Origin of the sequence: Listeria monocytogenes (genome assembly GCF_013282665.1) — a bacterium.
Classification (GTDB): domain Bacteria; phylum Bacillota; class Bacilli; order Lactobacillales; family Listeriaceae; genus Listeria; species Listeria monocytogenes_C.
Map to the genome: position 1 here is coordinate 1,988,465 of NZ_CP054041.1, position 20,024 is coordinate 2,008,488.

18 protein-coding genes, 1 pseudogene and 1 riboswitch are annotated in these 20,024 nt (G+C 37.5%); of the genes and pseudogenes, 15 read left to right on the plus strand and 4 right to left on the minus strand.

The features are described from left to right. Positions 1-231 precede the first annotated feature (231 nt). Complete coding sequence (hpt, locus tag HRK21_RS09975; RefSeq protein ID WP_003738463.1) at positions 232-1,617, plus strand: hexose phosphate transporter Hpt; 1,386 nt, start codon at positions 232-234, stop codon at positions 1,615-1,617. An 87-nt stretch (positions 1,618-1,704) separates the two neighbouring features. Here hpt and HRK21_RS09980 read toward each other — a convergent pair. Further along, positions 1,705-2,916, minus strand: a pseudogene (locus HRK21_RS09980) (MFS transporter). Positions 2,917-3,046: 130 nt separating this feature from the next. After that, a complete protein-coding gene (locus HRK21_RS09985; RefSeq protein ID WP_070006775.1) occupies positions 3,047-3,517 on the minus strand; it encodes a MarR family winged helix-turn-helix transcriptional regulator in 471 nt (156 codons plus the stop codon). A gap of 201 nt (positions 3,518-3,718) precedes the next feature. Here HRK21_RS09985 and HRK21_RS09990 point away from each other — a divergent pair, with 201 nt between their 5' ends. Next, positions 3,719-6,367 carry a calcium-transporting ATPase gene (locus tag HRK21_RS09990; RefSeq protein ID WP_069888463.1) on the plus strand — a complete coding sequence of 883 codons (2,649 nt, stop codon included), beginning with the start codon at positions 3,719-3,721 and terminating at the stop codon, positions 6,365-6,367. Positions 6,368-6,476: 109 nt separating this feature from the next. Next, positions 6,477-6,845, plus strand: coding sequence for an Imm8 family immunity protein (locus tag HRK21_RS09995; protein WP_070006776.1), 369 nt, complete (start codon positions 6,477-6,479; stop codon positions 6,843-6,845). A gap of 13 nt (positions 6,846-6,858) precedes the next feature. Here the strand turns inward: HRK21_RS09995 and HRK21_RS10000 are convergent, their stop codons facing one another. Beyond that, positions 6,859-7,116 carry a DUF1294 domain-containing protein gene (locus HRK21_RS10000; RefSeq protein ID WP_070006777.1) on the minus strand — a complete coding sequence of 86 codons (258 nt, stop codon included), beginning with the start codon at positions 7,114-7,116 and terminating at the stop codon, positions 6,859-6,861. Between the two features lie 78 nt (positions 7,117-7,194). Between HRK21_RS10000 and HRK21_RS10005 the strand changes: the two genes are divergently transcribed. From HRK21_RS10005 to HRK21_RS10025, 5 genes are all read left to right on the plus strand, one after another. Further along, positions 7,195-7,572, plus strand: a complete 378-nt coding sequence (locus tag HRK21_RS10005) for a RidA family protein (RefSeq protein ID WP_003736015.1) — start codon at positions 7,195-7,197, stop codon at positions 7,570-7,572. 64 nt (positions 7,573-7,636) lie between these two features. Then, positions 7,637-7,734, plus strand: a riboswitch (SAM riboswitch). Between the two features lie 93 nt (positions 7,735-7,827). After that, on the plus strand, positions 7,828-8,931 hold the full coding sequence (locus HRK21_RS10010; RefSeq protein WP_070007024.1) for a 5-methyltetrahydropteroyltriglutamate--homocysteine S-methyltransferase: 1,104 nt from the start codon (positions 7,828-7,830) through the stop codon (positions 8,929-8,931). 104 nt (positions 8,932-9,035) lie between these two features. Further along, complete coding sequence (uvrC, locus tag HRK21_RS10015; protein WP_070006778.1) at positions 9,036-10,136, plus strand: excinuclease ABC subunit UvrC; 1,101 nt, start codon at positions 9,036-9,038, stop codon at positions 10,134-10,136. Between the two features lie 169 nt (positions 10,137-10,305). Further along, entirely contained in the window at positions 10,306-11,748 is a 1,443-nt protein-coding gene (locus HRK21_RS10020; protein ID WP_003738471.1) for an amino acid ABC transporter substrate-binding protein/permease, read from the plus strand. After that, positions 11,741-12,469, plus strand: coding sequence for an amino acid ABC transporter ATP-binding protein (locus tag HRK21_RS10025; protein WP_003738472.1), 729 nt, complete (start codon positions 11,741-11,743; stop codon positions 12,467-12,469). Before HRK21_RS10020 ends, HRK21_RS10025 begins: the two co-directional genes overlap by 8 nt. A gap of 43 nt (positions 12,470-12,512) precedes the next feature. Here the strand turns inward: HRK21_RS10025 and HRK21_RS10030 are convergent, their stop codons facing one another. Continuing rightward, positions 12,513-14,393 (minus strand): amidase family protein, encoded by a 1,881-nt coding sequence (locus HRK21_RS10030; RefSeq protein ID WP_069888465.1) that lies wholly within the window; start codon positions 14,391-14,393, stop codon positions 12,513-12,515. A 469-nt stretch (positions 14,394-14,862) separates the two neighbouring features. Here HRK21_RS10030 and HRK21_RS10035 point away from each other — a divergent pair, with 469 nt between their 5' ends. The 7 genes from HRK21_RS10035 (at position 14,863) to HRK21_RS10065 (ending at position 20,004) form a co-directional block, all read left to right on the plus strand. Then, the gene (locus HRK21_RS10035) at positions 14,863-15,009 is read left to right on the plus strand and encodes an Lmo0850 family protein (RefSeq protein ID WP_008947247.1); all 147 of its coding nucleotides are present in this window, start codon (positions 14,863-14,865) and stop codon (positions 15,007-15,009) included. Between the two features lie 223 nt (positions 15,010-15,232). After that, positions 15,233-15,991 (plus strand): hypothetical protein, encoded by a 759-nt coding sequence (locus HRK21_RS10040; protein WP_003738474.1) that lies wholly within the window; start codon positions 15,233-15,235, stop codon positions 15,989-15,991. Positions 15,992-16,070: 79 nt separating this feature from the next. Next, complete coding sequence (gene sugR / locus HRK21_RS10045) at positions 16,071-16,625, plus strand: efflux SMR transporter transcriptional repressor SugR (protein ID WP_070006779.1); 555 nt, start codon at positions 16,071-16,073, stop codon at positions 16,623-16,625. Between the two features lie 16 nt (positions 16,626-16,641). Then, positions 16,642-16,983, plus strand: a complete 342-nt coding sequence (gene sugE1 / locus HRK21_RS10050) for a quaternary ammonium compound efflux SMR transporter SugE1 (RefSeq protein WP_003738476.1) — start codon at positions 16,642-16,644, stop codon at positions 16,981-16,983. Between the two features lie 2 nt (positions 16,984-16,985). Then, entirely contained in the window at positions 16,986-17,306 is a 321-nt protein-coding gene (gene sugE2, locus HRK21_RS10055) for a quaternary ammonium compound efflux SMR transporter SugE2 (protein WP_003738477.1), read from the plus strand. 149 nt (positions 17,307-17,455) lie between these two features. Further along, entirely contained in the window at positions 17,456-18,568 is a 1,113-nt protein-coding gene (locus tag HRK21_RS10060; RefSeq protein WP_070006780.1) for a D-alanine--D-alanine ligase, read from the plus strand. Between the two features lie 62 nt (positions 18,569-18,630). Continuing rightward, positions 18,631-20,004 carry a UDP-N-acetylmuramoyl-tripeptide--D-alanyl-D-alanine ligase gene (locus HRK21_RS10065; RefSeq protein ID WP_070006781.1) on the plus strand — a complete coding sequence of 458 codons (1,374 nt, stop codon included), beginning with the start codon at positions 18,631-18,633 and terminating at the stop codon, positions 20,002-20,004. The last annotated feature ends 20 nt before the right edge of the window (positions 20,005-20,024 follow it).

Consider the following 20,024-nt stretch of genomic DNA (forward strand, 5'->3'; position numbering starts at 1 on the left):
AATCCCAAGATAATTCCTGCTTTTTTGTTTTCTGCATGATAACAAGTGTTAATGACGGAAAGAGTGTATCCGGTTTATATTTTTAGCAGCGCAAAAGGGGAAATAATGCATTTGGACAGCAGAGGTGATGGCTTTAGAAAAATTGGTAGACTTTATGTGGAAGCGTTTGCGTAATATTATTCATCGCATTTTAAATTTGGAAGGAAGATTACACTTGAAAGGAAAATTATAATGTCATTATTCAGTTTAAAAAGAAAGAACCATTTTGTTCCACTAGAAATTCAAAGACAACAATGGTTCAAACACTTTATCGTTGCATTTATGTCTGTATTTATTTGTTATCTAACGGTTTACCTTCTAAGGAATAACTTTAAAGCAGCTCAGACGTTGTTAATTGAGCAGAACCATTTCAGCACCACAGAACTAGGAATGATTGGTTTAGCTTTTTCTGTTATGTACGGAATTGGAAAAACGATTTTAGGGTATGCCGTGGATGGAAGAAATGCTAAAAAAATAATGAGTTTTTTATTAGGGATTTCTGCTATTATATCAATTATTATTGGAATACTTTTAGTTACAAAGCAAGCAACAGTAGGTATATTGTTTATCCTTTGGGGAGCGAATGGATTTGTACAATCACCAGGTGGACCGGCTTCCTATTCAACTATCACTCGCTGGACGCCAAAATTGAAAAGAGGAAGATGGTTAGGTTTTTGGAATGCCTCGCATAATATAGGTGGTGCTTTAGCGGGAATTGTTGCTTTTTGGGGTGCGACTACTTTCTTTAATGGCGGAGCAGGAGGAATGTTTATCGTTCCGGGTATCATTGCGATCATCATTGCAATTATTTGCTTCTCTGTGGGCCATGATGAACCGGAAGAATTAGGATGGAACTCTGCGGCCGAAATTTTTGAAGAACGAGAAGAGCAAGGAGAATCCGAGACAAAAGACCTTTCTAGATTTCAAATTTTTTGTCGATTTGTTATTAATAATCCGTGGGTATGGACTTTATGTGTCATAAATATATTTATCTATATTGTTAGAATTGGTATTGATAATTGGGCGCCAGTTTATTGTATTCAAGCGCTAGGATGGGGCACAAAAGATGCTATTATGACTATTTCTTTTTTTGAAATTGGAGCATTGTTAGGTTCATTATCGTGGGGCTGGCTCTCAGATATTATGAAAGGCCGCCGTATGCTCTGCTCGATTATTGCAGTTGTCATTGAATTTTTCATGTTAATTAGTTATTCGCAAGTTACAAGTGTTTATGGCATGTATACGGTATTATTTATTTTAGGATTCTTAGTATTTGGTCCCCAACTTTTAATTGGCGTGTCGGTGATAGAGTTTGTTCCTAGAAATGCTTTAGCTGTAACAAATGGCTTAACTGGAACGTTTGCATACTTATTCGGAGATTCTTTTGCTAAAGTTTTTCTAGGATATGTCGCAGACCCAACAAAAGCAGGTATGCAAATATTTGGCTATACATTACACGGCTGGGGAGCAACTTTTACCATTATGTTTACAGCTTTAATTATCGCAGGCTTAATGATGATTCCAGTTGCATTAAAACAAGAGAAAATCATACGACAAGGAAAAGTTTTACATCTATAAGTTAAACTAATTACTAAAAAGGTATCCTTATTAATAGTATAGGGATACTTTTTTTATCGCAAAATGGTTTGTTAAGTACGAAAAACATTATTTTACTAAAGAAGTCTTTTGGTAAAGGATAAAAAGTGCAACAGTTATTAAAAGGACACCCATAACAGCAGGAGCGGCATGGCCAAGTGTAACATAAAGTTGCCCGCCGATAATTGGTCCGATAACACGCGCCACGGACTGAATGGCTTGGCTCCCTCCTTGAATCCGACCTTGTTCGCTAGCACTGGCAGATTTTGAAACCATTCCGTTAAACGAAGGTCCGAAAATCGAATCACCAAAACCAAAAACAAACATGCCAATAACGAGTAGCGGTGCAAGTGTGAAAATCGAGGAAGCTGCAATTAGCAAATAGCCAATAATTTCAGCAATCATCCCCAAAATAGAGATTTGTTTGTCAGTTAACTTGAGTAGTAATTTAGGCATAACGAAAGCTTGTGACAGGATATCTTGAATACCCATAATCGAAAACATCATCCCGATTAACGCGGGCTTCCAACTGAAGCTATCAATGGCGAATTGAGACATCACCGCTTGCAACGAGCCATTCGGAACCCAAATGAAAAATCCAGCAATCAGTAAGCGCCCTAAGTTTTTGATGGTCAAAATAGTAAGCAACTGGGAAAATGGATTGAGTCGCATTAGCGGAATTCGTTTTAAACGATTTGCTTCGTCTAAACTCTCAGGCATGTAAAAATAACCGAATAAAAAGTTGATGAAAGTAATTGCGGCCCCAAAGAAAAACGGCGTAGCATAACCAAAGTGGGCAAGCATTCCGCCAAAAGCCGGACCAAGTGCAGCGCCCGCACCAGCTGCAGCACTAACCCAACCAAAGTATTTCGTCCGCTCCTCTTGAGGTGTAATATCCGCAAAGAAAGCAAACAGTGTACTTATACTCCCACCAGTAATACCTTCAATAATTCGACCAAGGAAAAGCACCCAAAGCGCCCCACCAAGACCGAAAACCAACTAACCAATCGCAGAACCAATAAAACAAATGAGTAAAACTGGGCGTCTACCAAAGCGGTCACTTAAAGCACCGAGTCCAGGCGCAGCAAAGAATACGCAAAGCGCATAAACAGATGTGAGCAGTGTCACCATAAGCGCTTGATCACTAGCGTTTGTTACATAAGGTGTTACGAGAAATGGCACAACGGGCATAATAATACTAAAGCCCATTCCACAGAGGAAAACAGATATAAGACCGAACAGTAAAGTTTTCTTATTAATAAAAGATTTAGTGGATAACATGTAATACTCCTATCGAATGATAATTAGTGTCCTAGGAAACATAAATAGCTTAACTCCTTTTTGTTTCCTTGTCAACAAAAATGAAAAAATAAAAAACAGCCTAACTTGAAAAATTAGGCTGTTACTAGGTTTATTCGGTTTTTTGATTATAAACTTTCTGCATTTCATTATCTAAATGACGACGATATTTTTCCACAAATTTTAATACTTCCGCATATTGTGCATCTGATACATCTTCGAAAACTACCTTGTCACGATCGAGGAATTCTTGATGCAAATTATCGTGGACTTGGTTAATTTCAGCGCCTCTAGCTGTTAAACGGAAATAAATTTCTTTCTTATTCTCCGTTTTTTGATAACTTTCAATATAGCCTTTATCCATCAGCTTTTTTGTGATTTTGCTAATCGCGCTCTTTGTCATATAGAAGGCTTCCGCGAGTTTTGTTACATTAGGATCTTCATTTTTGGCAATATATTCGATGCAGTGGACTTCAGAAGGTTTATATCCTTCCAGCGCTTTTTCCATCTTCACTTTATTAATCCAAGCAAGCTTATTAAATAAATCTCTGACGTTCGCCATGACTTCTTCATTTTTATCCATGTCATGCCCTCCTACTCTATCTGCTTGTAGTATAGCTGTTTTTTGTGTCCGGTTCAACTATTTATTGCCTTTAGTAGCTAAAAGGGATACTTGAAAGCGCTGTTTGTTAAGAGTGTGTAAATTTCCAGTGTTATCAATATTATTTCACTGTTAAGATTTGTTATACTTAACACATAAATTGTTTGGAAGGGGCTGACATGATTGGAGATTTACCGCAAAAGCGCGGCAGAAACATTTGAACAACTAGAAGCGACAGAACAAGGCTTAACAACTAGTGAGGTAACAAAACGACAAGAAAAATACGGTTTTAACGAACTGAAGAATAAAAAGAAAGATCCACTTTGGAAACTTTTTCTTGAAACATTTAAAGATCCAATGGTTATTGTTTTAGTCATTGCTGCCTTAGTGCAGTTGGTTTTAGGCGAAGTAGTTGAATCGCTTATTATCTTTTTAGTGCTTATTGTCAACTCGATTATTAGCGTAGTTCAGACGAGGAAAGCAGAAAGTTCGCTCGATGCGTTACGAGAAATGTCTGCACCCGTCGCCAAAGTTATTCGCGATGGTTCTAAGCAAAGCATTCATGCGCGTGAACTTGTTCCAGGCGATGTCGTTATTTTAGATGCGGGGGATTTTGTCCCAGCAGACGGCCGCTTGTTTGAAAGTGGCTCTTTAAAAATTGACGAAGGGATGCTTACAGGGGAATCAGAAGCGGTCGAGAAATATATTGATACCATTCCAGATGAAGTAGGGCTTGGCGATCGTGTGAATATGGTTTTCAGTGGTTCCCTCGTTGTATATGGTCGCGGAATGTTTGTTGTAACAGGCACAGCGAGCGAAACAGAAATCGGAAAAATCGCCGGACTTCTTGAAACAGCAGAAGCAAAACAAACACCACTACAAAGAAAGCTAGAATCATTTAGTAAAAAGTTAGGGATTGGTATTTTAGCACTCTGTGTACTTATTTTTGCTGTCGAAGCTGGCCGCGTATTACTTGGCGACAATTCAGCGGATATGGCAACGGCGATTTTAAATGCCTTTATGTTTGCCGTGGCAGTAGCAGTAGCAGCCATTCCGGAAGCACTTTCTTCTATTGTAACGATTGTACTTGCGGTCGGAACGAACAAAATGGCGAAGCAGCACGCGATTATTAGAAAGCTCCCAGCAGTTGAAACACTAGGCTCCACAAGCGTTATTTGTACAGACAAAACCGGAACGTTAACGCAAAATAAAATGACGGTAGTCGATTACTATTTACCCGATGGAACAAAAGAAAATTTCCCGGAAAGTCCAGAAAATTGGTCAGAAGGGGAACGCCGTTTAATTCATATAGCGGTACTTTGTAATGACTCAAATATTAATAGTGAAGGTAAAGAACTAGGCGATCCTACCGAGGTAGCGCTAATTGCCTTTAGTAATAAAAACAATCAAGATTACAATGAAATTCGCGAAAAATTCATCCGTGAAGGCGAAATTCCCTTTGATTCAGATCGTAAATTAATGTCAACACTACACACCTTTAATGACAACAAAGCCATGCTAACAAAAGGTGGTCCAGACGTGATGTTCGCACGTTGTAGCTATGTTTTCCTTGATGGGGAAGAAAAGCCGATGACAGAAGAAATTTTAACGAAACTAAAAGCAACAAACGAAGAATTTTCCAATCAAGCGCTTCGTGTCCTAGCTTACGGCTACAAACGAATGCCAGCTGATACAACCGAATTAAAATTAGAAGATGAACAAGATATCGTGCTAGTTGGCTTAACTGCAATGATTGACCCACCACGTGAAGCCGTATATGCATCCATTGAAGAGTCAAAAAAAGCCGGCATTCGCACGGTGATGATTACCGGAGACCATAAAACTACAGCACAAGCAATCGGCCGCGACATTGGTTTAATGGATGCGGATGATATCGCATTAACTGGTCAAGAGCTCGACGCAATGCCAGAAGAAGAACTCGACAAAAAACTAGAACATATCGCTGTCTATGCCCGAGTTTCTCCAGAAAATAAAATCCGTATCGTCAAAGCTTGGCAGAAAAAAGGTAAAATCACTGCTATGACTGGTGACGGTGTCAATGATGCACCTGCTTTAAAACAAGCCGATATTGGTGTCGCAATGGGTAGCGGAACAGACGTTGCGAAAGACTCAGCTGCAATGATTCTAACAGATGATAATTTCGTTTCGATTGTGGATGCAGTTGGCGTTGGTAGAACCGTTTTTGACAATATTAAGAAATCAATTGCTTATCTATTTGCAGGAAACTTAGGAGCGATTATAGCGATTTTATTCGCGCTAGTACTGGACTGGATTAACCCGTTCACAGCGCTACAATTATTATTTATCAACTTAGTCAATGACTCTTTACCAGCAATTGCGCTAGGTATGGAAAAAGCAGAACCTGATGTAATGAAACGCAAACCGAGAGATATTAACGAAGGTATTTTTGCCGGTGGAACGATGCGTGCCGTTATTAGCCGCGGTGTCTTAATCGGTATCGCCGTTATCATCTCACAATACATCGGTATGCAAATTTCACCAGAAATGAGTGTTGCAATGGCATTCACTACACTTATCCTAGCTCGTACATTACAAACATTTGCAGCCCGCTCGAACGTCCAAACCGCATTTGGCGCAGGATTCTTCAGCAACAAATACGTAATCGGCGCGGTATTACTTTGTTTCGTCCTATACGGAATTACCGTACTACCAGGAGCTCGTGAAATCTTCTCGATCCCAGCAACATTCGGCTTACATGAATGGTCGATTGCAGCTGGCTTAGCGCTCGGAGCAGTTGTGATGATGGAGATAATTAAAGTGATTCAGAATAAATTTTTTAAAGAAGCATAAAAAAACAGAAATCCCTTTTTGAAGAGGGGTTTCTGTTTTTAATATTACATAAAGTACTTTGTTTATTATATACTGACTATAGATTCTTAAATTAACACGGAGGAGCTAAATGAAAAAACAACATAACTCAAAGCTTATTTTATTACAAGAAATTCATTCAACAGAACTAGAAATTCCACTTAAAGATTGGGAATATGACCCCGAAAAAGACCTTTACCTTGTTGTTGATTTGTTTATTGGAACAAATGATGGCACGAAAAGAGGCAATTATTTTCATGTTCCAGTGGTAACACCAGCAACTTTGTATAAACTTCCAAAAGGGAAACGAAAAGCAATCGTATTGGAATATTATCGTTATGATTTACTTTTGGATAAAATAGAATCCATTTTGGAAAAATGTACAAAAGAGAGCTGGGATGATTCTTGTGAAGCGCTGCAAAATTATTTCTTTTGGGAATATGAAAATTACAAAGCTTAAAATTTAATGGAGATTAATACAACCACCAAACCAAAACCCCAACAGTCCAAACCATCGCAAGCGGCACTAAAATACGGAACTTCGGCTTTTGGGTTTTATGGTGAAACAACTGCATCGACATCCAACTGCCAAAAGCCCCACCGAGAAAAGTGGTGAAAAGCAGTACAGATTCGGGTATCCGGTAAGCGTGTTTGATTGCTTTCCGTTTATCAATAGCGAATAATAGAAAAGAAATAAGCGTTATCGCGATTAAATATATCGTTAAAATCATTCAAAAATCCCCCTTCATTGCTAAAACAAACATGATTGATTAGAATAAAAGCATACCATAAAAGAAAGCAGGGATAAAATGGCAAAAGAAATTATTCAAACATCATCAGCCCCAAAAGCACTAGGACCATACTCGCAAGCTGTAAAAGTGAACGGACTTATTTTTACATCAGGTCAACTTGGTATTAACCCAGAAACTGGAGAATTAGCAGAAGGCGCAACAAAACAAGCCGAGCAAGCTTTCAAAAATCTAGCAGCCGTGTTAGAAGAAGCGGGCTCCGGACTAGAAAAAATCATTAAAGCAACTGTTTTTTTCAAAGATTTAAAGGAATTCACAGCCGTAAATGAAGTTTATGCCACATTCTTTTCCAGTGATTTCCCGGCAAGAAGTGCTTTCCAAGTAGCGAAATTACCACTTGATGCTGAAATCGAAATCGAAGTTATCGCAGAAGCATAAATATTCAGAAATAAATTTGACAACAACGAGAAACAAACGATATAATAAAAACCAATTACATAGCAACTTATCAAGAAAGGTGGAGGGTTCTGGCCCTGTGAAGCCTTGGCAACCGGATGTTTCACGGTGCCAAATCCAGCAGGTAACACTGACAGATAAGGCACGCGAATCAGGTAAATTCACTTTCCCTTAAAAGCTGTCTTTTGAGGGGAAGTTTTTTTGTACATAAAAATAAAACGAATTGAGGCGAAGAAAATGAATCAAGTAGCACCATTTTATGCAGATCATGTTGGAAGTATTTTACGAACAAAGGCAATTAAAGACGCGCGCGAGAAATTCCAAAACGGTGAGATAACTGATGCAGCGTTGCGGGAAGTGGAAAATACGGAAATTAAATACATCGTTGAAAAGCAAAAAGAAGTCGGCTTAAAATCGATTACCGATGGCGAATTTCGTCGTGCTTGGTGGCATTTTGACTTCTTGGAGAATTTGGATGGGGTAGAAGGGTATGATGCGGCTGGAGGTATTCAGTTTAGCAAAGTCCAAACAAAATCACATTCGGTAAAAATTACCGGGCCAATCGATTTCACCACACATCCATTTATAGAAGATTTTATTTTTCTCAAAGAGACTGTTGGGGACGAGCATGTTGCGAAACAAACGATTCCAAGTCCGGCGATGCTTCATTACCGCGGTGACATCGAGTATCAGCCATATTTAGATGATGCGGACAAATTTGCCAAAGATTTAGCTGTTGCGTATCAAAAAGCGATTCAAGCATTTTATGATGCTGGTTGTCGCTACCTGCAATTAGATGATACATCGTGGAGCTACTTATGCTCAGATGAACAGCGCGAAGTCGTACGTCAAAGAGGTTTTAACCCAGATACTTTACAAGAAACATATAAAAATCTTATCAATGAAGCAATTAAATTTAAACCGGCTGATATGGTTATTACGATGCACATTTGTCGTGGTAATTTCCGTTCCACTTGGATCGCAGAAGGCGGTTATGGCCCAGTAGCAGAAACGTTATTTGGCAAACTAAATATCGATGGTTTCTTTTTAGAGTATGACAATGAACGTTCTGGAGATTTTGCTCCACTAAAATATGTGACGCGTAAAGACTTGAAAATCGTTCTTGGTTTAATTACATCTAAGACAGGCGAATTAGAGGATGAAGCAGCCATTAAAGCACAGATAGAAGAAGCAAGTGAAATTGTGCCGCTGAGTCAGTTGCGCTTAAGTCCACAATGTGGTTTCGCCTCAACAGAAGAAGGCAATATTTTAACGGAAGAAGAACAATGGAATAAATTACGCTATGTTGTCCAACTTGCGAAAGATGTGTGGGGCGAATAGCCAATAGGAAGAACTAGCTAACAAGTTTGCGCTAGTTCTTTTTGCGTCTTTACAAAAAGGGTGACTAGGGATAGAATAGATGTTCTAGAAGGAGGGGAAGCCCTTTGGACGACAAATTACAAAAGAAATTGACCTTACTACCTGAATCGCCAGGTTGTTATATTTATAGAGATGAAAATAACGAAATTTTATATATTGGCAAATCTAAATGCTTGAAAAATCGCGTAAAATCTTATTTTCATAGCAAACAAATTGGAAAAACAGCAAGACTTGTTAGGCAAATTCGAGATTTAGAATTAATAATTACAACTTCCGAAAAAGAAGCTTTACTACTCGAAATGATTTTAATTCAAAAATACCAGCCACCCTTTAATATTCAACTAAAAGAAGGGACGAGCTATCCATATATCAAGATTACGAACGAAAAAAATCCGCATATTGAAGTTGTATTCGAGGTAAAGCGAGACGGCGCCCATTATTTTGGCCCTTATCCAGGTCGTTTTTCCGCAAGACAAACGGTAGATTTGATTGAAAAATTATTTCCGCTTTGTAGATGTTCCGGAAAGCCAGGTCGGCCATGTTTGTACTACCATCTTGGATTATGCTTAGGTCCATGCCAGGCAGAAATTGAACCTGCTGTTTATAAAAAGCAAATCCACAAAATTAGTCGGTTTCTTGAAGGGGATGTTAAAAATGTGAAAGCAAAACTACAAGAAGATATGCTAACGGCGACCGAAAATCTGAAATTTGAAAGAGCAGCAGAGCTTCGAGATAAAATACACGCTATTAATGAAACAATTGAGAAACAACATATTATTTTCCCTGGACTAAAAAATCGTGACATTATCGGCTGTTATGAACAAGATAATCATTTAAGCGTCTTTGTTTTCTTCGTTCGAAATGGCGCAATTAATGGAAGTAAATGGCACGTTTTTCCAATCGAAAAAAACCTTCAAGAAGATTTAGCTAAATTTCTCAATCAGTTTTATGAAGATCCTAATAACATTCAACCAAAAGAATTGTTAATCGCTGAAAAAATAGATAAAAACTTGCTGAACGAATCACTTAGAAAAGCGTGTTTATTCCCACAAAAAGGCGGTAAAAAGAAGCAAATTGAGCTGGCAATCGAAAATGCTAAAAGTGCTTATATCGCCTACGCAAAGATGAAAGAATATGATTTTGAAAAGCAAATAACGAATCAATAGAAGCTAATTCATAAGGATTAGCTTCTTCTCTTTGTCGTGTTGAAAATCTTATCATAAATAACTATGGTCAATAATCTACCCTTATGGTAAAATCTTACAAGTACGGAAAAAAATTAGGCTACATAAAATATTTCATTTAAGCTAAACACATATAGAGGGAGGACACAATATGAAGAAATTTTCACGCTTTATACTAATGATGGCAATCGCTTGTGTTGCCACGTTTATTTTCACAGGAAACGGGTTGAATGCAAAAGCTGCGGAAGAAACTTACTTGATTGGTACAGACACAACCTTTGCACCTTTTGAATTTGAGAAAGATGGAGAGCATGTCGGAATTGACATGGACATCCTAAAAGCAATTGCAAAAGACCAAAATTTTAAATACGAAATCAAAGCAATGGGATTCAATGCAGCGGTACAAGCACTAGAAGCTAACCAAGTAGACGGTGTTATCGCTGGGATGAGTATTACAGACGAACGTAAACAAAAGTTCGATTTCTCTGATCCGTACTTCGATTCTGGTGTCGTTATGGGGATTTTGAAAGATAATGACGAAATCAAGACTTACGACGACTTAAAAGGAAAAAAAGTAGCTGTTAAAACAGGTACAGAAGGCTATGCATTCGCAGAAAAAATCAAGGATAAATACGGCTTCGATATCGTTGTCTTTGACGACTCAGCACAAATGTATGATGATGTTAAAACAAGAAATTCTGTAGCATGTTTTGATGATTATCCCGTACTAGCTTACGGCGTTCAAACAGGAAATGGCTTAAAGATTGTTACGGATAAAGAAAAAGGAAATTCCTATGGTTTTGCTGTCAACAAAGGCAAAAACCAAGAACTTTTAGAGAAATTCAATGCTGGATTAGTTAATATTAAAGCAAGCGGCGAATATGATAAAATTTTAGAGAACTATTTAGGCGATAATGCGATTAAAGAAAACACAACCGAAAAAGGTTTTATGGGGATTATAAAATCTTCTTGGCCTGCACTATTATCCGGTTTATGGTTGACGATTAGATTAGCTGTAGTTTCACTAATAATCGCCTTCATTATTGGTATTACATTCGGATTTATGAAAGTGAGCAATAGCAAAATCTTGCGCGGGATTGCGACTGTTTATGTCGATATCTTCCGTGGAACACCATTAATTGTACAAGCATTCTTCTTCTACTTTGGTATTCCAGCAGCGCTTGATTTCAGGATGCCCGTATTCTTAGCTGGGGTTATCGCGCTAAGCTTGAATGCTGGTGCTTACATGGTAGAAATCGTTCGTGGTGGGATTCAATCGGTCGACAAAGGACAAATGGAAGCAGCAAGAAGTCTTGGTTTACCTCATAAAAAAGCAATGATGAAAGTTGTTCTACCGCAAGCAATTCGAATGATGATTCCGTCATTTATTAACCAATTCGTTATCACTTTGAAAGATACATCGATTATGTCAGCAATTGGACTCGTCGAATTAACTCAATCAGGTAAAATCATTATGGCGCGTACATTCGAAAGCACATGGACATGGCTAATCATCGGAATTATGTACCTTATCGTTATTACTATTTTAACGAAAATATCCGATCGTTTAGAAAGGAGATTACGAAATGACTAAACTTAAAGTAACTGGCCTGAAAAAAAGTTTTGGCGCAAATGAAGTGTTAAAAGGCATTGATATAGAAGTAAAAGAAGGCGAAGTAGTTTGCGTCATCGGACCTTCTGGCTCTGGTAAAAGTACATTTCTTCGTTGTATGAATAACTTGGAAGAAATTACTGCGGGTGATGTAGTTGTCGATGATTTTAATATTACGGATAAAAAAATAGACATTAATAAAGTTCGCGAAAATATCGGCATGGTTTTCCAGCATTTTAATCTTTTCCCACATTTGTCTGTTTTAGAAAATATCACATTGGCACCTGTTGAATTGAAAAAAATGGACAAAGAAGCCGCGAAAAGTAATGCCTTACATTTACTAGAACAAGTGGGCTTACGAGAAAAAGCCGAAGAATTTCCTAGCCAACTTTCTGGTGGACAAAAACAACGGGTGGCGATTGCAAGAGCCCTTGCGATGGATCCAGATATTATGTTATTTGATGAACCGACTTCTGCACTCGATCCAGAAATGGTTGGTGAAGTTTTAGGGGTTATGAAAAACTTAGCAAAAGATGGCATGACAATGATTATTGTTACCCACGAAATGGGATTTGCTCGTGAAGTTGGTGATCGAGTTATCTTTATGGATGGTGGCTATATTGTCGAAGAAGGCAAGCCAGCTGAGATTTTTGATAATCCAAAGAATGAAAGAACGATCAGTTTCTTAGATAAAGTTTTATAAAAAACAAAAATGCTTTGGTAATCACCAAAGCATTTTTGTTTTTTTATTTACTTGTTAAATTAGGGCTTTTACGATTTTTGGATTGTTGTTCGTAGGCATAACCCATATTTAATAAAGAAACATCACTATTCCTTGCAGAAATAAAGGTTAAGCTAATTGGTTCGTTCGTTTCTTCGTCATAACCAGCAGGAATCGTCAGCTCTGGATTACCAGCAATTGGAGCAAGGAACGTGACAGAACCTCCCATACCAATAGTAACCGCAGCATCAAGTCTATCTTTTTGTAATACAGAATCTAGTTCAGTTTGTGTTATTTGAATAAGCTTATTTGCTAAAGTATCCGCTTGTGCTTTTGTTGTGGTACTTTGCTGGGCTCTTACTAGTTCTGCTTGACCATATTTCATATTTCTACTTGGATTTGTTTTATTAAAAGTAATGATAGATTCTAACGTTGACATTGGCGCACGATTATTTCCTAAAAATTGATTAAGATCGTGTTTGAAATCAGCGTTTAATAAAATAGAGAAATTTTGATCAACTTCCTCAAACTCACCAATATTAATACTTTCTACAACAGTTGCTCCGGCATTTTTTAAATCTTGCTTGATTTTTTTTATTACAGCTGTTTCTTCGGTACTTTCACTATCTGCTAAGATACCAATTCGTTTGCCCTTTAATGCATCTTTGGAGAGAGAGGCTTGAGTCGTTAGATTAGTAAAAGTGTTTGCAGTAAGGTATGCATCTGTCACTGATCTTGTCAGTGGTCCAGGCGTATCGAATCGACTAGAGAGAGGAATAATTCCAGCATTATTTACCAATCCTCTGCTTGGCTTATATCCAACAGCAGATTGAGCGGATGCGGGTAAAATAATGGAACCATTTGTTTCTGTTCCGATAGCAACTGCCGCAAAATCGGTCGTAGCAGCCGTTGCAGAGCCAGAACTAGAACCAGAAGGATCGAGTTCAGAACTATATGGATTCTTACTATTTCCTTTTTTGCCAGAATAACCATTAGGAACACCATCATCCATTCCGGCGGCCCATTCTGACATATTCGTTTTGCCTAAAATTAAAGCGCCATTGGCTTTGAGGTTTTTTACGATTTCTGCATCTTCACCAACTATCCAATCTTTAAGCGCTACAGTTCCTGCACTCGTCGGAATAGTAACGGTTCCAATATTTTCTTTTAAAACGACAGGCATTCCATATAAAGGAGATGTATTTGTTTCAGCTAATTTATCAAGTTGCTCTGCCTCCGCAATTATAGACGGATTAATTTCGCTGATAGAATTTAAAGTAATGCCATTTTGATCATATTTTTTAATTCGGTTAAGGTAAATACCAGCTAATTCTTTGTAACTAAGTTGTTTTGTAGCGATTAAATTTTGTAGTTTTGTTATATCAGCTCCCACTACAAGGGGTTCCTTTTCTTCGAGTACTTCCAAGTTTAAATTAGCTAACTGTGCATTAATCGGAGCCATTACGCGTTCCTTATCATAAAAACTCATATTTTTATTAGGAGCAGTGTCTGTTTTACTTTCATTATTTGGAGTCGGATTTGTTGATTCTTTATTTTGAGACTCTGGTGTAGATTTACTTGTCTTTTTTTGAGTATCTTTAGTAGGTTGGATTTTTATAACAGGGTTTTGATGAGAGCCTTCTTGAGACACTTTTCCTGTCAATCTATTAAATTCTAAAATTTTACTACCAAATTCAGTTTCTAGACTGATATTATCTTTGTCTAAGGCGACTTTCTTTTGATTTTCTACAGGTGTTGATTCTTTTTTTGCAGGCGTAGATTTTTGGGAAGTAGCAGTATTTCCTTTTGGAACTGAGGTCTTTTGATTTGTTAAGAAAAGATAGGTTCCTATAACGCAAAAAGCAGTAAAAATAGTAATGCTTATAATAATAATTCGTTTTTTCATGTAAGTCCTCCGATGTCTAGTTTGTATATAATTATATAGGACTTTTGAAAGTAAATCAGTGTCGGAAATGTGAAATATAAAAATTAACTGTTGGAAGGATTAGCCTAGTTAAATAGGTGTTTGGGGTTAGAAATGAAAAACAGAAAATATTTTGAGATTTTAATATTTCACATTTCTGTCACAAATTAATTTGTTTTTTGCACTTTTTTCACAATTTTTCTCAATTATATTCTATAATTATACATAATCAAGGTATAAATTTACATTTGTTAGAATAAAATGGTTTTCTTGATAATTCCTAATTATTATCAAAAAAAATTCGGATTTCAAACGCTTTCTTGAAAAAAATAGGTGATTTTGGTTATTTTTTTGATTAATAGGGTATTCTTAGTAAAGATAATATGATAAAGTAAGGAAAGAGAGAAAAACAAAAAGAATGAAAACAAATTTTGAAGATGGAGTGATGAGATTGGATAATAATCAAAAAGACTTGAATCAAGTAATCCGTCAGCTCAAAGAAAAAGGAATTGTTGTTGAGAAAACAAAATCACGAAAAGATATTTGGAAATCAGTTAGTAGTAAAGCGATGCCAAATATGACACTTCGATTACAGTAAATCGAAAAGTGAAGTTTTTATATGTTATTCTGTGCGACTTTGAAGTAACTAAAATGACTCAAAGTACCATGATTTACATATAAAATAACTTCACTTTTTTTCTTTGTCATGAATTAGTCATTAAGTTTTGATGTTTCTGTTATCCTTTTTACGTAAAAATGTTGTATGATGGAGTGGAAGGCTTTTGTCATAGAAGAAAATAGAGATATAGTGAGGCATATACATGAAAAAAGAAACGGATAACCAACAATCTATTTATGTGCATATTGATCACGTCATTAACAATGTGGCGACAAGCGGCATTTCTTTTTGTGATTTCTTAAATGGTGTGGGGCAACCACCTGAAAATATTTTGTTAATTAAGCACAATATTGAAGATGCCTCCTACAATGCACACACAGCTTTTCACTACCTAGAGCCAGGCGATTTAGCCAACATCTCCAAAGAGAATTTTAATCCACTATGTTGGATTGATTTTGAAGATGTGGAACTATTGAACCAACTAACACCACAAGAAGTAGCGGAGATGCTTTATCTCGCGCATACGGGACGCCATTTGCGTTCTCCATTTTATTATAAATTACAAAATAATTTTGTTTACTTAACTAGGGAAGACGGTCGTTATAATAAAGTATATTACCGGAATCTTAATCATTTTTATATGTTATTAAGCTACGTCATTGCACGCAAAACAGCTGAATTAGTTAATGAGAAAAGTATTTTTTCATTTAGTAAGAAAAAATATGTTGCGGAGCCACCAGTAGAACTATTGAAAAAAATGGCGGATCATTTTAAGGACGGAGCTTGTATTGCGCTCGATGATGTCGTGAGAACGCGCACGCAAATCGAAGTACCAATAGGACACGGACTAACTGAAGAGATGACCGAATTAGAGATTTCTTCCAAAATTTATTATGAAGAAGAAGTCGCCAAATTAGTCTATGATTTAAAACAAAACGAATGGAATTATATCGAAAAATAAAAAATCAAACTTTTCCCTTTACGTTTGGTTTTTTATTTGCTAGAATTTAACTAATGAACGTTAGTTAGGAGGTTGCTTTATGACGAAGAAACGGATTAAAGAAGTAGCGTTAACCCTTTTTGCGGAAAAAGGCTACGATGGGACGGCACTTTCGGAAATCGCGAAAGCTGTTGGAATTAAGACGCCATCGTTATATGCCCATTTTGTATCAAAAGAGGCTCTTTTTTTAGAAGTTTATCAAGATAGCATCCAGATGGAATTAACAGAACTCGGACGAGTGGCGGAGCGAGAGGATTTAGTTGGGGAAGAAAAGCTACAAGCTATTTTCTTTGTGGCAACAGATTTTTCTAGCAATCCTAATGAGAAGAAATTTTTCCAGCGCGCCGTCTTTTATCCACCTAAGTCACTTTTTCAAGAATTAAAGGAAGAAACAAAGACATACGAACAACTGACGAATCAGATATTGCGCGAAACATTAGAAAAAATAGTATCCGGAGAAGCGCTTATAAGGTGGATGCACGTTTTTTATGCACTGCTTGATGGACTGAGTGTGGAGCACGGCATTTATGATGAAACGGAATTTGAGTTGCGAAGAAAATCTGCTTGGGCAGTTCTCGCAAGTTTACTCAAATGAATGGGAGGTAAGGAAATTGGCTTGGTTTTATTTAATTATGGCAGGATTATCAGAAATTGTTTGGGCATTTGGACTGAAAGAATCGCATGGTTTCACAATGTTAGGATGGAGCCTTTTGACAATAGCATTTTTGATTGTTAGTTTTGGTTTATTTTCGATTTCCATGAAGTCCATTCCGATTGGGACGGCGTATGCTGTTTTCACTGGAATTGGGGCTGCTGGGACAGCGATTATTGGGATGCTTTTCCTTTCAGAAGGTGTTTCGTTTTGGAAGATTGTTTCGCTTATCGTATTATTAACAGGGATTATTGGTCTGAAACTAGTGGATGGCAATGAGTCTGAAAAGGAGGCTAAATAACGATGGATTGGATATTTTTACTCGTAGCAGGTTTATGCGAAATGGTCTTCGTTGTCATGCTGAAATTATCAGATGGCTTTAAAAAACTTGGATATGCGATACTGACGATTATTTTTATGTCGGCAAGTTTCTTTTTACTATCCCTCGCGCTTAAGACGATTCCGATTGGTACAGGTTATGCGATTTGGACAGGAATTGGCGCCGTTGGTAGTGTGACACTTGGAATGATTGTTTTTAAAGAACGTAAGAGTGTTGGTAAATTGCTCTTTATTACAATGATTATTGCCGGCGTGGTCGGCTTGAAATTAACATCTGGTGTTTAATAAGCTAGGTTGAAAAAGTCCTTTTTGGAATAAGCGTGCACGTTTCTTATTTAAAAAAGAAGATTTTTTCAGCCTATTTTTTAGTTATACCTTTTCATCCTGTCAAAACATGGTAAAATAGATAAAGCGAATAATGACGGAGGGGTATTATGAAAACCAAATTAATTTTGTTATACGGTGGGAAATCTGCTGAACACGAAGTTTCCTTACAAACAGCATTTTCAGTTATCAACGCTTTGGATTTAGAAAAATTCGAAGCTGCGCCAATATATATTACGAATGAAGGGGAGTGGATTCAAGGACCACTTCTTTCTGGAAAGTTAGATTTTGTCGAACAATTACGTTTTTCGGCTACAGATACAATAAAACTTGCTACAACTGAATCAGAAAAATCAGAAGGGGAAGCGATTAGCCCGGCCGTTTTAGAAGCGGACGGACAAGAAACAGTCGTATTCCCACTTTTACATGGTCCAAACGGAGAAGATGGCACTGTCCAAGGATTGTTCGAAGTATTAAACATTCCATATGTTGGTAACGGTGTATTGGCTTCTTCTGCTGCAATGGACAAAATCGTTATGAAGAAAATTTTTGCAGATGCTGGCATTCCGCAAGTTCCAGCAGTTGCAGTGCGTTTAATTGATTGGAAAAACTATCAAGCGGAAATGATTGCGGAAATGGAAGAGGTACTTACCTATCCAGTCTTCGTAAAACCGGCAAATCTTGGTTCAAGTGTTGGTATTAGTAAGGCAACAAACAAAAAAGAATTAGCGGACGCAATGACAGAAGCATTTTTATATGATCGTCGTGTGGTTGTTGAACAAGGTGTCGTTGCACGCGAAATCGAAATGGGCGTACTTGGAAATGATACGCCAGTTTGCTCTGTTCCAGGTGAAATTTTGCCAGAAGGTGCAGTTGCTACGTTTTACGATTACAAAGCAAAATACCAGGATAACAATACTGCGTTAATTATTCCGACTGAAGTAGATTCGGAAATCTTGGAACAAATGAAAGAATATGCAGTTCAAGCATTCCTAGGTCTTGATGCAAGCGGACTCGTGCGAGCGGACTTTTTCTTAACGGAAGATAATCAGTTATTCTTAAATGAAGTGAATACAATGCCAGGTTTCACACCGTACAGCATGTATCCTCTTCTTTGGCAGGAAACGGGCTTACCGTATGGAGCGTTAATTGAACGATTAGTCGATTTAGCGAAAGAACGCCACGCAGCCAAAAATGCACTTAAATATAAATTAGAAGACTAAAATAAACAAGAAAGCAGTTTTCATATGCGGAAGCTGCTTTTTTATGGAAGAGAGAGATTAATTTGAAAAAAACAGTAGGCGAAATAGTAGCAATGTTAGATAGTTCCATTCATGTAGATGCATTTCGCGATGTCGTCATTACTGGCGTTTGTTTTGACACAAGGCAAATAAAGTCAGGTGATTTATTTGTTCCGTTTGTAGGGAATGTGCGCGATGGACATGAATTTGTGGGGCAAGCACGAGAAATGGGTGCTGTAGCTACTTTCTGGCAAAAAAATGTACCAAATCCACCAACGGATTTCCCGGTTATTTTAGTAGAAGATACTTTGCTCGCGCTTCAAGAACTAGCGGCAAAATATATCCAACAAGTAAAGCCTAAAGTTATTGCGATTACCGGAAGCAATGGTAAAACGACGACAAAAGATATTATGGCTGCGATTGTAGAAACAACGTACAAAGTGCATTATACTGGTGGGAACTTTAATAACCATATCGGCTTACCATATACGATTTTAACGATGCCAGAAGATACGGAAGTTGCTGTACTTGAAATGGGCATGAATCATCGTCATGAAATTGAAGTACTTTCCAAAATTGCTAAACCCGATATCGCGATTATTACGAATATCGGTGAGGCGCATATTGAATATCTTGGTTCGCGCGAAGAAATTGCCAAAGCAAAACTGGAAATTACTGCGGGGCTTAATCCCAGTGGAATTTTAATTTATCCACATGAAGAAACTTTACTGCTAGGGAATATTAATGGTGATTTTAGACAGCTCACTTTTGGTAAGTCGGAAGCTGCGGAAATTTATCCGTTAGAAATCCAGGCGGAAGCAGAAGGTACTTCTTTTATAACTAATTGGGAACCGGAACTAGAAATTTTTGTCCCTATTATTGGTGAACATAACGTTTTCAATACAATGGCAGCGATGCTTGCGGCAAGAGAAATTGGAATTGAAGGCGAAAAAATTCAATCTGCGCTGAAAAATATGGAACGTTCTAAAAGTCGTTTAGAATGGATTACAACGAAAAGTGGCGCGCGTATTTTGAATGATGCTTATAACTCTAGTCCGACAGCGCTCAAAACGGTTTTAAAAACGTTCATGCATATGGATTCGAGCGGCAAACCAAAATATTTGGTCCTTGCTGATATGTTGGAGCTTGGTGATTTGTCGACAAAACTACACCAAGAATCAGCTGAGGTGTTAGAAAGTGACACGATTGAGAAAGTTTTCTTATATGGTGATGCGATGAAAGCATTTGGAGAAGTAGCGGAAGCGAAAATTGGTCAGGGAAAAGTTCATCATTTTGACACGAAAGAATCGCTTGAGACGGCGCTTCTTTCTGAAATAAAAGGAAATGAGTGGATACTGGTCAAAGGTTCTTACGGAATGGGCTTGAAAGATGTGGTAGAAAATCTTATTATTAAGTAACGACTAAAATTGGACAGAAC

Coding starts and splice junctions, on each gene's coding strand:
- hpt (WP_003738463.1), top strand. CDS start 232: ATGTCATTATTCAGTTTAAAAAGAAAGAACCATTTTGTTCCACTAGAA.
- HRK21_RS09985 (WP_070006775.1), bottom strand. CDS start 3,517: ATGGATAAAAATGAAGAAGTCATGGCGAACGTCAGAGATTTATTTAAT.
- HRK21_RS09995 (WP_070006776.1), top strand. CDS start 6,477: ATGAAAAAACAACATAACTCAAAGCTTATTTTATTACAAGAAATTCAT.
- HRK21_RS10000 (WP_070006777.1), bottom strand. CDS start 7,116: ATGATTTTAACGATATATTTAATCGCGATAACGCTTATTTCTTTTCTA.
- HRK21_RS10005 (WP_003736015.1), top strand. CDS start 7,195: ATGGCAAAAGAAATTATTCAAACATCATCAGCCCCAAAAGCACTAGGA.
- HRK21_RS10010 (WP_070007024.1), top strand. CDS start 7,828: ATGAATCAAGTAGCACCATTTTATGCAGATCATGTTGGAAGTATTTTA.
- HRK21_RS10020 (WP_003738471.1), top strand. CDS start 10,306: ATGAAGAAATTTTCACGCTTTATACTAATGATGGCAATCGCTTGTGTT.
- HRK21_RS10025 (WP_003738472.1), top strand. CDS start 11,741: ATGACTAAACTTAAAGTAACTGGCCTGAAAAAAAGTTTTGGCGCAAAT.
- HRK21_RS10030 (WP_069888465.1), bottom strand. CDS start 14,393: ATGAAAAAACGAATTATTATTATAAGCATTACTATTTTTACTGCTTTT.
- HRK21_RS10040 (WP_003738474.1), top strand. CDS start 15,233: ATGAAAAAAGAAACGGATAACCAACAATCTATTTATGTGCATATTGAT.
- sugR (WP_070006779.1), top strand. CDS start 16,071: ATGACGAAGAAACGGATTAAAGAAGTAGCGTTAACCCTTTTTGCGGAA.
- sugE2 (WP_003738477.1), top strand. CDS start 16,986: ATGGATTGGATATTTTTACTCGTAGCAGGTTTATGCGAAATGGTCTTC.
- HRK21_RS10060 (WP_070006780.1), top strand. CDS start 17,456: ATGAAAACCAAATTAATTTTGTTATACGGTGGGAAATCTGCTGAACAC.